This window comes from Pseudarthrobacter sp. NPDC058119 (assembly GCF_042884655.1).
Taxonomy (GTDB): domain Bacteria; phylum Actinomycetota; class Actinomycetes; order Actinomycetales; family Micrococcaceae; genus Arthrobacter.
In genome coordinates, this window is the sequence record NZ_JBHVTN010000008.1 from 88,041 (window position 1) to 101,101 (window position 13,061).

Sequence of the window (13,061 nt, forward strand, 5' to 3'; positions counted from 1 at the left end):
ATGGCCACCCTCCTCCAGCGCGTGAAGTCGAAGATTGCCATCTTCGCGCACCGCAAAGCCCGCGGCATGCTCGACGGCGAATACGGTTCCGTGTTCAGGGGCCGCAGCCTGGACTTCGACGACCTCCGCGCCTATGTGCCTGGTGACGAGGTCCGCGACATCGACTGGAAGGCGTCGGCGCGCCACGGCTCGCCCCTGATCCGGCGCTACGTGGCCGTCCGCAGGCAAACCGTCCTCCTCGTTACGGATACGGGGCGCAACATGGCGGCGGAGGCGAGGTCCGGGGAAACGAAAAAGGACATCGCCGTGCTGGCCCTCGGTGTCCTGGGCTACCTGGCCCTCCGGCACGGCGACGTGGTGGGACTGGTGTGCGGCGACTCGTTGGCCACCCGTTCGTTCCCGGCCAAGAGCGGGGAGGCCCACTTGGAGCGGCTGCTGCGGCACGTCGACTCCCACACCGGCCTGGAAGCGGCCGCCAGCAGCATCCGGGACCAGCTCGACTACATTGCGAGGAACATCAGCGGACGGCACCTGCTGTTCGTCGTCGCTGACGAACTGGCCGCGGACGATGCCACGGGGCGGCTCCTGCGCAGGCTGGGCGCCCAGCACGAGATCCTGTGGCTGACGGTCAGGGATGCGGAGCTGGTGTCCTCGGCGCCGGCCGACGCAAAGTCCAAGCGCGGCGGTGACTCCTACAGCGTGGCCGATTCCTCCCTCCTGGCCTGGCAGCCGGCCGCGTCCGCTGTGGTGGCGGCTGCCTACGGCACAGCCGCCGCGGAACGCGGCGCGGCCCGCAAAGCCATGCTGCAATCGGCCGGGATCACCGAAGGGGAGGTGGCCGGCAGCGGGGATGTCATCACCGGCCTGTTCGCCCTCCTGGAGAGGCACCGGCGTGCAGGCTGACCCGGGATTCTATGGCCCGCTGCAATACAACACGGCCTGGACGTGGTGCGCCGCTGCACTTCTGGCCTTGGTGGCAGGATGGTACGTCTTCGTGTTCGCCACCACGCGTCCCCGTGCGCGCTCCACGCCTGGCCGCGCCGGGGCCCGGTCCGCCCTGACGGACCTGCCCGGGCTTAAAGCGGCGTACCTGCAGCGGATCCGTGATGTGGAGCAGGAGGCGGCGGCGGGAAACCTTGACGCACGTGCGGCGCACCAGCAGGTGAGCCTCCTGCTGCGCGGGTTCGTGCGGGACGCAACGGGGGTCGACGCGACCAGGATGACCCACCAGGACCTGGCCCGGCACCCGCTCCCAGCGGCAGCACGTGTCATCGAGGCCCTGTACCCAGCCGAATTCGGCCCCGGGCCGCTGCCGTCCGTGGCTGCATCGGCAGCAAAGGCTTCCGAGGCGGTGCGCGCGTGGAACTGATTTTCTGGTGGGTGCTGCCGCTCGCCGCTGTGGCAGCCGGCGCGGCCGCATGGGTTGCGCTGCGCCGCAGCCAGGGGTCCAACGCACGACGCCGGCCCGTGGCGCATGCCGACAGGCTCACTGCCCTCCCGGAATACCAGTCAGCCCTCCGGCGGCACCGCCGCCGGCTGGCAGCGGCCGGGACGGCCTGTGCGGTGCTGCTGGCCGCCACCGCCGTTGCTGCGGCGCGGCCGGCGGACGTGACCACCATCCGCCCGGAGCAGCACAACCGCGACGTCATGCTTTGCCTGGACGCCTCCGGCTCCATGAGCAGCGCCGACGCTGCGGTAGTGGACGTCTTCGCCGGCCTGGCGAAGAACTTCCGCGGCGAGCGGATCGGCTTGACCATTTTCGACAGCAGCGCTATCCAGGTGTTTCCGCTGACCGATGACTACGCCTACGCCCAGGAGCAGCTCCAGGCTGCCAAGGACGCCTTTGACGGCAAACCCGGCAGCTCCGGGTTCCTTGACGGCACCTGGAGCGGCAGGGGATCCTCCCTTATCGGTGACGGCCTGGCCTCCTGCCTGAACAGCTTCCCGGGTGCCACCGGCGGACCCTCCGGCGCGGCCGGGAACACGGGCGCGAACTCTGCCCCCGCGCGCTCGCGCTCCGTCATCCTGGCCACTGACAATTTCCTGTCCGGCAGGCCGATCATGACCCTGGACCAGGCTGCACAGTTGGCGAAGGAACGGTCCGTGCATGTCTACGCACTGAATCCGGGCGACCTGGATTACGGCAGCGGGCCCGGCCAGCCCGGTGCCCAGCTGCGCGCCGCTGCGGAGTCCACCGGCGGCTCCTACTACGCCCTGGACAGCCCCGACGCCGTCCCCGGCATCGTTGCCGCCGTAGAGCGGACCGAAACAGCGGCGATCCAGGGCGCACCGCGGGCCGTGTTCTCCGAAGTGCCGGGCCTGCCGATGGGCGTGGCACTGCTGTCCGCGCTCGTACTGTGCGCGGTCCTGTGGCGCCTGCAACGGACACCGCTGCGCAGCCGCGCGGCGCTGAGGCGGGGCGGGATCGTCCTGCTGGTCCTGGTGGCAGTCCTCCGGCCCTCCATGCCCGGCGGCTCGGTCCAGGCCGCCACTTCCGACCTGGACGTGTTCTTCGTGGTGGACACCACCACCAGCATGGTGGCCGAGGACTACGGCAAGGGGTCCCCACGGTTGGACGGCGTCCGCAGGGACATTATGGCCATCGCCGAACAGCTGCCCGGCGCCCGCTTCTCCGTCATCACCTTCGACACCACCGCACACGTCCGGATGCCGCTCAGCACCGACACCCTGGCTCTGGAAACCATCACGGACGTCATGGAGCCCCAGGTCACCGCCTACGCCAGGGGCAGCAGCATCACCGCCGCCAGGCAGGTCCTTTCCGAACGGCTGGCCGCTGCCCGGGACAGCCGGCCGGACCGGCCCCGGCTGGTGTACTACCTGGGGGACGGCGAACAGACCAGCGGCAAGGAGCCGGACGCCATGAAGGTCGACGGCGGGCTGGTGGCCGGGGGTGCGGTGCTGGGTTACGGGACTTCCGAAGGTGGCCGGATGAAAGAGAACACCGGCCAGGCTGCCGACGCCGGCGGACCGGTCGGCAGCGGTGCCCCCGCGGCACCGGCGAACTACGTGCAGGACACGCGGCCCGGCAGCTCCGGGGACGCACTGTCCCACATCGACGAAGGACGGCTGCAGACCATCGCCTCCCAGCTTGGCGTGCCCTACGTCCACCGTGCTGCCGGCGATCCGGTGGCGGACATGATGGAACAGGCGCGCCCCAGGAGGGCCCAACGAACGGACCAGGACGGAACGCTGGGGGCCGCCGCCGAGCTCTATTGGGCCTTCTCCCTGGGCGCCTTCCTGCTGTCCCTGCCGGAAGCGGTGGGCATCATCCGTCAACTTCACGGACTCCGGCCAGTGTCCCGCCACCGGGGTAACCGGTGAACGCCAACGCCCGCAGGCGCGCCCTGCTGCTGTGGTCCGCACTGCCGGTGCTCCTGGCCCTGAGTGTCGCCGCCAAACTCCTCAGCCTCGGCCTCCTGGGCCGCCAGGCTTCCGAGGGTTTTGAGGCCGGAAACGCATCCGCGGTGGGCGCTGCGGCCGGCGGCCTTGGCATAGCCAACCTGGTGGAGCCGCATAAGGCGCCGTTCGCCGCCGGCGATGGTGCCGTGCTGGCGGGGGACGACCAGGCTGCCCGGACCTTGTTCGAACAGTCACTGGCTATGGTCCCGGGCGGATCCGGTGACGAATGCCCGGTGCGGGTGAACCTGGTCCTGGTGATTGAACGCCTGGGTGACCAGCGCCTCCAGGCCGACGATCCGGCGTCGGCCGTTCCCCTCTTCCGGCAGGCGCTGGACGTTGCCGGGAAGGCGCCGGAACACTGCCGGTCCAACGACGCGGAAGGTGGAGCGGGCAGCCGGTTGTCGGACGCTGAACGGCGGCTGGAAGACAAACTGGGGGCTGCCGGACAAAAAGCCGCGCAGGAACCCGCGCCGGCGGGGGAACCGTCCCCGGACCCGTCCGGTGGCACGCGGCAGAACCAGCTGGACCAGCTGCAGGACAGTGCGCGGCAGGCCGAGCGGGAGCGGAACAGCGGGCGCGAGAGGGAAGAATACCTGGACGGCAACAGCGCGACCGCCCCGGAGCGACCCTGGTAAGGCGGCCACGGGACGAACATTATTCTGTTGCCGGACGAAACAACCTGTAAAACTGCGTCTTAATTCGGTGCCTACTTGTCCCCGGACCGCCGTGCCCCTAAAGTCGTAGACAAGTTACCGCCGTAACGTGTCAGCGATCCTCCGCTCCGGAGGGTGTGGGTGCCCCCATGTGGGCCTGACATTTGCTCACGGACTACTTCATTCCAGGCGTGCAGTCGCGGCTGCGTCCTCGTGGAGTGCCTCCGTGTTCCCAAACTCAAATTCATTGCCGGTTGTCCGCCCTTCAGGCAGGCATCCCCAATGGCCCAAAAGCCAAGGACGCAAATGTCACCACCAAGCCTTATTGACGCACATCCCCAGCTATCCGAGACCGCCCCGGTGGCGCTCTCCTATGAACTGTTCCCGCCGCGTTCGCCCGCGGCGGCGGAGACGCTCTGGACCACCATCCGCGAGTTGGAGACCACCGAGCCCGACTACGTCTCCGTCACCTACGGTGCCAGCGGATCCAACCGGGACACCGCCCTCGAGCTCATCAACCGGCTCCTGGTCGAAACCACCCTGCGGCCCCTGGCCCACCTGACCTGCGTGGGCAACACCCCCCAGGAGCTTGCGGCGATCATCGGCGACCTGCTGGACATCGGGGTGCGCGGCATCCTCGCCCTGCGCGGCGACCTCCCCAAGGACAGTGCCCAGCCGGCGGCCGGGTCCCTGCGGTACGCCCAGGACCTGATCGACCTCATCCGCCGCGTGGAGCAGCGCCGTTCGGCCCTGCTCTGTGCCGGAAAGATCGCTGTTGGCGTGGCCGCCTACCCCACCCGCCACCCGGAGTCACCCAGCGAGGACCATGACGTCGAGGTGCTGCTGGCCAAGCAGCGTTCCGGCGCCGATTTCGCCATCACCCAGGTGTTCTTCGAAGCCGCGCAGTATCAGGACCTGCTCACCCGGGCCCGCCGTGCCGGCGTGACCATTCCCATCATCCCCGGCGTCATGCCGTTCACCAGCCTCCGCCGCCTCAAGCGGCTGGGGGAGTTGGCAGGAGTGGAACCGGCACCCAGGCTGATGGAACGCCTCGCGGCTGCGGACAACGACATCGAAAGGCTCCACATCGGTGTCGACGCCACCGTCGACCTCGCCAATGCCGCCCTCGATGCCGGAGCTCCCGGTCTCCACCTCTACACCTTCAACGAGCACCAAAGCGCGCTGGAAGTCCTGGACAAGCTTGCCCTGCCGCGCCACCACCGCAGCAGCCACGCCCGGGCTGCCGTTGCCCGGCCCCAGCTGGCCAGCTGACCGCCGGACTGCGGCCTGAAGACCCGCGGCTACGCCGAGACCGGGGAATCCGTGTGGAACCTGGTCAAGGCCACGCAAGCCGTCCGGTCAGGGCTGCTGGAAACGGCACGCTGACCGGGACGGGCCGTGCGCCGGCAGGTCACCCCACGTGGCCTGCCGGCGCCGCCTCTTTCATCCTCAGGGCGCTCACCAGCAGCCATACGGTCCATGCGAGGACCGCCACGATGCCCACCAGGGTGGGCAGCGTGTTCGCCGCGGAGAATCCCGAGGCCCCGATGATCCATCCCTGGACCAGATAGGCCAGACCCGACAGGGCCATGAGGTAGCCGATCATGCGGGAAACGTCGCGGGCCGCTGCGACAACGACTCCCAGCAGTACCAGCGCGGCTCCCAGCAGGAAGTTCTGGTAGCTGCGCATTCCCCATTCCAGCCACCGGATGCCCTCTGCCGTGGCGAACCGTGCCGCTTTCTCCGGCTCGGGCGCGGCGGCCCAGGCATCCACGGCCTGCTTAAGTGCTACGCCGTCCACCGCCTGCAGGGCTGCATAGAGCGCCAGGGCGCCAGCTGCGGAGAGGACCCCGAAGCGGGCAGTCCAGGACACAAAGGGCCGCTGGATGTCGATGGCGGGCCAGAGGGCAACCAGGCCGGCGCACACCAAGGCCATGCCTATGAACTGGCCCAGATGGACAGCGGTCCACACGCCGCTTTCGGCGTAGGCGGTGAATGAGGCAACGTGGTCGTTCGCGTCGTGGGATTCGGCGTGGAACACGCCGGCGATAATTGAAACGGCGACACCGGCGAGCAACAGTATGGCCGAAAGCCGCCAGGTCCGGGCTCTGGCATCCTTCATGGGTTCATGGTGGAACCGGGCCCGGGGAACGGCCAGTGCCAAAAGCCCCGTTCAGGACTCCCAGACGATTTCGTCGTCCACCACGCCGTCCTGGTCAGCGGATGCCACCAGGACCTCATCGGTGAAGTGCTCGCCGAGGGTGAAGTCCAGGACGAAGTAGCGTTCCGGCTGGCCCGGGTAGATGGCTACGTGCCCGAGTTTCAGGGCTTTGAGGAACACCTCATTGGTGAGCTGGCTCCGGTCCTGGACGCCGAAGACCTTGTGCAGCTGCTCGTCCTTGAGCGCGTTGCAGTGGAAGTGCAGGTATTCCTGCGGACTGGTGCCCTCCTGCTCCAGCTCTTCGGCGATCATTTCGCGGACCTCGTCCACCAGTTCGGGCAGGAAGCGGAGCCGGTATTCCACCTTGCGCAGTGCGGCTTCATCGAAGTGGTCGTGGGCGTTGATGTTCAGGTCGAGTTCCAGTGGATGGCCGCGCAGCTCATGTTTGGCGGCGAAGAGATGATCCATGCCGTGGTTGAGCTCAATCTCCCCAAAGTGCTGGCTCGCTACCTTGTTCATAGTCTCAACATAGACCCGAAGGGCAGACCATTCCAGCGTTCGCGCCTAATTCACCGCGGTGCGCATCCCGGCGAGAGTCTCGGCCAGCAGGTCAACGAAAAGCTGCACCCGGGCCGTCTTCCGGTCATTGATCAGCAGCGCGAAGACGTTCCGGGCCAGCCGGATTTCCGGCACGTCCAGCACCACCACGCCCGCGGGTTTGTTCCGTAGCGCCAGTTCCGGAACCAGGGCGGCGCCCAGGCCTGCGGCCGCCATCTCCAGGCTGGCGTGGAAGTCATCGCTGTGCGCCACCACCCGGGGGTGCAGGTTGCAGCCGGCAAACAGCCGCTCGATCACCATGGCGTCACTGGTGCCGGGGTGGTGCATGATCCAGGGCATCTCGGACAAATGGTCCGCTGCGACCTTCGCGTCGGCCCGGAAACCCCATCCGGCCGGCAGCACCACCCGGAAGTCGTCGTCGCCGATCCACTGCCGGTTAATGGTGTTGGGCCACGCGAAGCCGGTCTGGCCCACCTGGAACACCACAGCCAGGTCCAGGTCCCCGCCGGTTCGCAGCCCCTGGATGGTCTGGCCGGGTTCCGCCACTGAAACCCGGAGGTCAATGCCCAGCTTCTTCCACGCCGGGTTCTTGAGGATCCGCGGCAGGACGTAGGTGGCCAGGCTGGGAAAGATCCCCAGCCTCAGTTCCTGGCTTCCACTGTCCTGCGTCCTTGACGCGGCGGCCATCAGCGCTTCGATGTCCGTGAGGACCTTGGCGGCGTGCCGGGTCATGACGACGGCGGCTTCCGTGGGGATCACGGCGCGCGCCGAGCGCTGGAAGAGGGTTACGCCGGTTTCCCGCTCCAATGCGGACATCTGCTGGGAGACGGCGGAGGCCGTGTAGCCGAGCGTTGCGGCTGCCGCAGCGAACGAGCCCAGCCGCGTGACTTCCAGGAGGGTCTTCAGGTGCACGGGATTTACCACCAGTTCACAGTACTGCACCCATCCACCGCCGCGACCGCGCCGAATTGCCGTCTGTATAACCAGCACAGCGGCAATGTTCAGCAGAGGAGCATGAAGTGTCACTTGATCCAGCAGTAAGTGCAGGCGGCCGGCGGCGCATCGCCGTGATCGGCAGCGGTGTGGCCGGATTGACCGCCGCCTACGTACTGAACCGGCAGGACGACGTCACCCTGTTTGAGGCGGATTCGCGGCTGGGCGGCCATGCCCACACCCATGACATGCCGCAGGCCGACGGCAGCGTCATCGGAGTGGATACTGGGTTCATCGTGCACAACGAACGGACGTACCCCACCCTGCTGCGGCTCTTCGCGGAACTTGGCGTCGAAACCCAGGACTCTGAAATGAGCATGTCCATCCGCTGCGACGGCTGCGGACTGGAATACGCCGGCGCCCGCGACGGCGCGCGCGGCATCATTGCCAAACCCTCCAGCCTGCTGCGCGGCCGCTACCTGCTGATGCTGCTGGAGGTTACCCGTTTCTACCGGAAGGCGAGGGAACTGCTCAGGACCGCCCCGCCGTCGGCCGTCAGCGACGAAGTTGACGTGCCGGAACTGACGTTGGGGGAGTTCCTGGCGCGGGAGAAATTCAGCAGCTACTTCATTGCCCACTTCATGACCCCGGTGGTCAGCGCCGTCTGGTCCTGCGATCCCGCCACCGCCCTGTCCTATCCGGCGCGGTACCTCTTCACGTTCCTTGGCCACCACGGAATGCTGGGCATCAAGGGCTCACCGCAGTGGCGCACCGTAACGGGCGGCTCGGCACGATACGTCGAGAAGCTTGCCGCCACGCTCCCCGACGTTCGCCTCAACACTCCCGTGACGGCCATCCGGCGCGTGTCCGACGGCGTGGAGCTCGCAACGGCCAGCGGGCTGGAAGACTTCGACGCAGTCGTGATCGCCACCCATCCCGCCCAGGCGCTTGGGTTCCTGGCCGATGCCACCCCGGAGGAGAAGGAAGCATTGGGCGGCATGCCCTACTCGGTGAACCACACCGTGTTCCACCGGGACCCCGCGGTCCTGCCCGCGGCGGACAACGCCAAGGCGTCCTGGAACTACCGGCTCCCGGCGTGCGAGGCGAGGCCGGACAAGGTGCTGGTGAGTTACGACCTCACCCGGCTGCAGAAGCTCGAGCCGGTGGATGGCCGCCCCTACCTGGTGAGCTTGGGCGAATCCGAGCTGATCCGGGACAGCGCCGTACTGGAGCGGATGGTGTACGAGCACCCGCAGTACACCCCGGAATCCCTGAAAGCCCAGCAGGCCATTGCTGCGCTGGGCGACAGCCGGATTGCCTACGCCGGTGCGTACCTCGGCTGGGGCTTCCACGAGGACGGCGCACTCTCCGGGGTGCGCGCTGCTGAGAAGCTGGGCCGCACATGGAAGGTGGCCCGGGCCGGCGATTCCACGGAGTCCAACGGCGAGGGGGAGCGGGAACTGCTGTCCGCGGAACCTGTATGACCATGGACGCCTCGATCTACCGCACGTCCATCTCCCATGTGCGGCGCACCCCGTTGAAGAATGCGTTCACCTACCGGAGCTACAGCTGGTTCGTGGACGTGGACAACCTTCCCCGGCTTCCCTTCCTGCTCCGGCCCCTGGCGGTGTTCGGTGCGGGGGACCACCTGGGCGATCCAAACGCGGACATCCGGTCCAACGTGGAGCGCTACCTGCGATCCCAGGGCATTGAGCCCGACGGTGGCGCCATCCACATGCTGACCAGCGCCAGGGTTTTTGGCTACGTCTTCAATCCGCTCACCCTGTTCTGGTGCTACCGCTCCACCGGGGAACTCCAGTGCGTGGTGGCCGAGGTCCACAACACCTACGGGGAGCGGCACTGCTATTTGCTACAGACAGATTCCGGCGGCCGCGCCTCGGTGCCGAAGGCGTTCTACGTTTCACCCTTTAACGACGTCGACGGGCAGTACCGGATGAAACTCCCCGCCCCCGGGGACAGGCTTGCGGTTTCCATCGTCCTGGAGCGCGAAGGCCACCGCCCCTTCGTGGCCACCATGGACGGCAGGCGCCGGTCCGCCACCGTCCCCAACATCCTTGCGGCGGCACTGACAGTGCCTGCCGCGCCGCTGCTGGTATCCGCCCTGATCAGGGTCCAGGGCGTTAAACTCTGGGCAAGACGCCTGCCCGTCGTTGCCAGACCACATCACCCCTCACAGGAGGCAGTTCAATGACAATGACTGACGACAACGGAACCGCTTCCGTCGAGAACAAGGCGCACCGCCAGGCCGCCACCCACACGCCCGCAGCCTGGACTGCGGCCGGCGTCCCGGCTGCGCCGGCCACCATAGATCCCGCGCTGTGGCCCGGAGTCGCCCAGCCGCCGTCGGGCCTGAAAGCCGACGTCGCGGCCAAAGCCGCCGGCCTGATGTTCAGGGGCGCGGTCAAGCGGCTGCCGCTGCGCGTTGAATATCCTGACGGCTCGGTCCTGGGTACGGGCGGCCCGGACGCGCCCGTCATGACCATGGTGCGGCCCGCCGCATTCGAGGCCCGCATCGGCGACAACGGGCTGATCGGCCTGGGTGAATCGTTCATGGCCGGCGACTGGGAGGCCTCCGACCTGGCCGCGGTGCTCGAAGTCTTTGCAGCTTCCGTGGACACACTCATACCCATGCCGCTGCAGAAGCTGCGCTCGCTGTACCTGCCGCGGACGCCCCGCCAGGAGCGCAACGCCGAACAAAACACCCGCAGCAACATTTCGCGGCACTATGACCTGTCCAACGAATTGTTCTCCAACTTCCTGGACTCCACCATGAGCTACTCGTCGGCGCTGTTCCCGGAGAAGGCCGGGCCGTTGTCCTCGGTGGCATGGGATTTCCTGGCGGAGGCGCAGCAGGCCAAGATCGACCGGCTGCTGGACAAAGCCGGCGTGGGCGAGGGGACCCGGCTGCTGGAAATCGGCACCGGCTGGGGCGAGCTGGCCCTGCGTGCTGCCGCCCGCGGTGCCACCGTCTACAGCGTCACGCTGTCCAGCGAGCAGCAGGCGCTGGCGCAGGAACGCATTGCGGCGGCCGGGTTCGCGGACCGCGTGACAGTCGCCCTTCAGGACTACCGCGCGGTGGAAGGTGAGTACGACGCCGTGGTGTCGGTCGAGATGATCGAGGCCGTGGGGTACGAATACTGGCCCATCTACTTCCAGACGATCGACCGGGTCCTGGCCCCGGGCGGAAAGGTGGCCATCCAGGCGATCACCATGCCGCACGGACGCATGCTGGCCACCCGCAACGCCTACACGTGGGTGCACAAATACATCTTCCCCGGCGGCTTCCTCCCGTCAGTCCGGGCCATCGAAGGCGTGACCCAGCAGCACACCACCCTGCGGGTGCGGGAGCGGATGGGAATGGGAGACCACTACGCGGCCACCCTGCGGCTGTGGGAGGAACGGTTCCTTTCCCGTTCCCGCGAGGTGGGGGACCTGGGCTTCGATGCAGTCTTCCAGCGGATGTGGCTGTTCTACCTCTGCTACTCGCGCGCAGGCTTCCAGTCCGGCTACCTGGACGTCCAGCAGATTGTGCTGGACCGCCGGGAGGCGCAGCTGTAGTTTGCCCCGTGTATCCGTTCGGGGAAAGGAAGACGCATGAAACTGAAGACCCTGGCGTGGACGGCCGCGGCGACGGTGGCTACCGCCGCCGCGGGCGGAGCGGCGACTGACCCCCGGAGCAGCTGGTACCTGGAACTGCGCAAGCCGGCATGGCAGCCGCCTGCCCTTGCTTTCCCCGTGGTGTGGACGGCCCTGTATGCGGACCTTGCCGTGACGTCTGCCGCCGCACTCGACGACGCGGCGGAGCAGGACAGGGCTGCTGACAGTCCGGGTCCGGTCAGGAAGGACCACCGCCGGCAACTGCGCTCGTACCGGGGCGCGCTGGCCGCTAACCTGGTCCTCAACGCTTCCTGGAGCTGGTTCTTCTGGCGCTCCCGCCGGCCATGGCTGGCCGCTGCCGAGGCGGCGGTGCTGGCGGCCAGCAGCGCGGACCTGGTGCGGCGCACGTACAGGCTGAACCGGGTTGCCGGAGTATCGCTGGCTCCTTACGCGGCCTGGTGCGGTTTCGCCACTGTGTTGTCCGCCGCGATCGCCCGGCTTAATCCCGCCAGCAGGTAGACGTGGAGGAAATCGCCCGGCTGAGGTGCCGGCCCAAAGGGTCCCTCATCACTACATGTAGTGATGAGGGACCCTTTTTCGGCATTGCGGCAGGCAGGGCGACACGCCGGTAAATCACGACACGCGGACTGTGCATATGTGTTCAACCCCATCCACAGGTTGTGGACCCAGGCTGCAAAAAACCCGGGATCCCGGGCATTTTTCCCGCCCTTGCCTGTGGATTAACGGTGCATTAAATGACATACTTGTAATACATCATCTTGGGGTTCCAAAGAGGCGTCTGCACTACATGTAGTATCTACATACAGCTGGACGGGGACACCGGCCCAGCCAAAGAGTTCAACTAAGGGGACAGGGACAATGACCGTAACGGTTTACACGAAGCCTGCTTGTGTTCAGTGCAACGCCACTTACCGCGCGCTCGACAAGAAGGGCATCACCTACCAGAGCGTTGACATCTCCCAGGACGCCGAGGCACTCGAGCGGCTGAAGGCACTGGGCTACATGCAGGCTCCCGTTGTGGTCACCGACCAGGACCACTGGTCAGGCTTCCGCCCCGACAAGATCGAGGAACTCGCGCTGTCAGCCGTTTCCTCCGTGGCCTAGGAGCCACAGCTTTTCCTGTCGGCAACCATCAACCAGCTGAGGTGACTCCCATGGCAGCACCAACAGCAGAGCAAAGCACTTCGCAACACCACGCGGCTCAGCGCGTGGAGGTGTCCCCGCCGGCCACTTCGCACCACCAGCCAGAGCAGGTTGTCACGGACAGCCGGCTCATCTATTTTTCCTCGGCATCCGAGAACACCAGCCGCTTCGTTGTGAAGCTTGGCCGTGAGGTGGCCCGGATCCCGTTGCATGCAAAGGACGCACCCCTCCTCGCCACCCGGCCGTTCGTGCTGGTAGTGCCCACTTACGGCGGCGCCGGGGGAGAGGGGTCCGTTCCCAAGCAGGTCATCCGGTTCCTGAACAACCCGCAGAACAGGCAACTGCTCCGCGGTGTCATAGGCGCCGGCAACACAAACTTCGGGGACAACTACTGCATGGCAGCGGACATCATCGCCGCCAAATGCCAGGTACCCCACCTTTATCGATTCGAACTTATGGGAACGCCGGAAGACGTCACCCGGGTCAACCAAGGATTGGACACGTTTTGGACACGACTGTCGCAGACACAGAAGTAACCAGGTCCCAGAAGCCTG

Annotated in this window: 14 protein-coding genes; 11 read left to right on the forward strand and 3 right to left on the reverse strand. The window is 67.1% G+C overall.

Translation table 11 applies throughout. From position 1 onward, the window contains the following. The 5 genes from ACFVTD_RS16840 to ACFVTD_RS16860 all read left to right on the forward strand — a co-directional run bounded on the left by ACFVTD_RS16840 (window position 1) and on the right by ACFVTD_RS16860 (window position 5,345). Complete coding sequence (locus ACFVTD_RS16840) at window positions 1-903, forward strand: DUF58 domain-containing protein (RefSeq protein ID WP_387565066.1); 903 nt, start codon at window positions 1-3, stop codon at window positions 901-903. Further along, the gene (locus ACFVTD_RS16845) at window positions 893-1,369 is read left to right on the forward strand and encodes a hypothetical protein (protein ID WP_387565068.1); all 477 of its coding nucleotides are present in this window, start codon (window positions 893-895) and stop codon (window positions 1,367-1,369) included. The genes ACFVTD_RS16840 and ACFVTD_RS16845 overlap by 11 nt, the downstream gene beginning before the upstream one ends. Beyond that, a complete protein-coding gene (locus tag ACFVTD_RS16850) occupies window positions 1,360-3,342 on the forward strand; it encodes a VWA domain-containing protein (protein WP_387565070.1) in 1,983 nt (660 codons plus the stop codon). Before ACFVTD_RS16845 ends, ACFVTD_RS16850 begins: the two co-directional genes overlap by 10 nt. Then, window positions 3,339-4,055, forward strand: coding sequence for a hypothetical protein (locus ACFVTD_RS16855; RefSeq protein WP_387565072.1), 717 nt, complete (start codon window positions 3,339-3,341; stop codon window positions 4,053-4,055). The genes ACFVTD_RS16850 and ACFVTD_RS16855 overlap by 4 nt, the downstream gene beginning before the upstream one ends. 324 nt (window positions 4,056-4,379) lie before the next feature. Next, a complete protein-coding gene (locus tag ACFVTD_RS16860; RefSeq protein ID WP_387565074.1) occupies window positions 4,380-5,345 on the forward strand; it encodes a methylenetetrahydrofolate reductase in 966 nt (321 codons plus the stop codon). A 139-nt stretch (window positions 5,346-5,484) separates the two neighbouring features. On the opposite strand, the gene ACFVTD_RS16865 is transcribed toward ACFVTD_RS16860, so the two are convergent. The 3 genes from ACFVTD_RS16865 to ACFVTD_RS16875 are packed head-to-tail and all read right to left on the reverse strand — an operon-like array spanning window position 5,485 to window position 7,716. Further along, window positions 5,485-6,195: a DUF4386 family protein gene (locus ACFVTD_RS16865; protein WP_387565076.1), complete on the reverse strand. Its 711-nt coding sequence runs from the start codon at window positions 6,193-6,195 to the stop codon at window positions 5,485-5,487. Window positions 6,196-6,246: 51 nt separating this feature from the next. Further along, a complete protein-coding gene (locus tag ACFVTD_RS16870) occupies window positions 6,247-6,753 on the reverse strand; it encodes a DUF2004 domain-containing protein (protein WP_159631825.1) in 507 nt (168 codons plus the stop codon). A 45-nt stretch (window positions 6,754-6,798) separates the two neighbouring features. Continuing rightward, window positions 6,799-7,716, reverse strand: a complete 918-nt coding sequence (locus tag ACFVTD_RS16875) for a LysR family transcriptional regulator (protein WP_307089723.1) — start codon at window positions 7,714-7,716, stop codon at window positions 6,799-6,801. A gap of 95 nt (window positions 7,717-7,811) precedes the next feature. On the opposite strand from ACFVTD_RS16875, the gene ACFVTD_RS16880 reads away from it, so the two are divergent. The 6 genes from ACFVTD_RS16880 (at window position 7,812) to nrdI (ending at window position 13,043) form a co-directional block, all read left to right on the forward strand. After that, window positions 7,812-9,209 (forward strand): NAD(P)/FAD-dependent oxidoreductase, encoded by a 1,398-nt coding sequence (locus ACFVTD_RS16880; RefSeq protein WP_387565079.1) that lies wholly within the window; start codon window positions 7,812-7,814, stop codon window positions 9,207-9,209. Beyond that, window positions 9,206-9,937, forward strand: coding sequence for a DUF1365 domain-containing protein (locus ACFVTD_RS16885; protein ID WP_387565081.1), 732 nt, complete (start codon window positions 9,206-9,208; stop codon window positions 9,935-9,937). The genes ACFVTD_RS16880 and ACFVTD_RS16885 overlap by 4 nt, the downstream gene beginning before the upstream one ends. Continuing rightward, complete coding sequence (locus ACFVTD_RS16890; RefSeq protein ID WP_387565083.1) at window positions 9,934-11,304, forward strand: class I SAM-dependent methyltransferase; 1,371 nt, start codon at window positions 9,934-9,936, stop codon at window positions 11,302-11,304. The genes ACFVTD_RS16885 and ACFVTD_RS16890 overlap by 4 nt, the downstream gene beginning before the upstream one ends. 36 nt (window positions 11,305-11,340) lie before the next feature. Next, window positions 11,341-11,862, forward strand: a complete 522-nt coding sequence (locus ACFVTD_RS16895) for a TspO/MBR family protein (protein ID WP_387565085.1) — start codon at window positions 11,341-11,343, stop codon at window positions 11,860-11,862. A gap of 360 nt (window positions 11,863-12,222) precedes the next feature. Beyond that, window positions 12,223-12,468: a glutaredoxin-like protein NrdH gene (gene nrdH / locus ACFVTD_RS16900; protein WP_013601222.1), complete on the forward strand. Its 246-nt coding sequence runs from the start codon at window positions 12,223-12,225 to the stop codon at window positions 12,466-12,468. Between the two features lie 104 nt (window positions 12,469-12,572). Continuing rightward, the gene (nrdI, locus tag ACFVTD_RS16905; protein WP_387565420.1) at window positions 12,573-13,043 is read left to right on the forward strand and encodes a class Ib ribonucleoside-diphosphate reductase assembly flavoprotein NrdI; all 471 of its coding nucleotides are present in this window, start codon (window positions 12,573-12,575) and stop codon (window positions 13,041-13,043) included. Window positions 13,044-13,061: the final 18 nt, after the last annotated feature.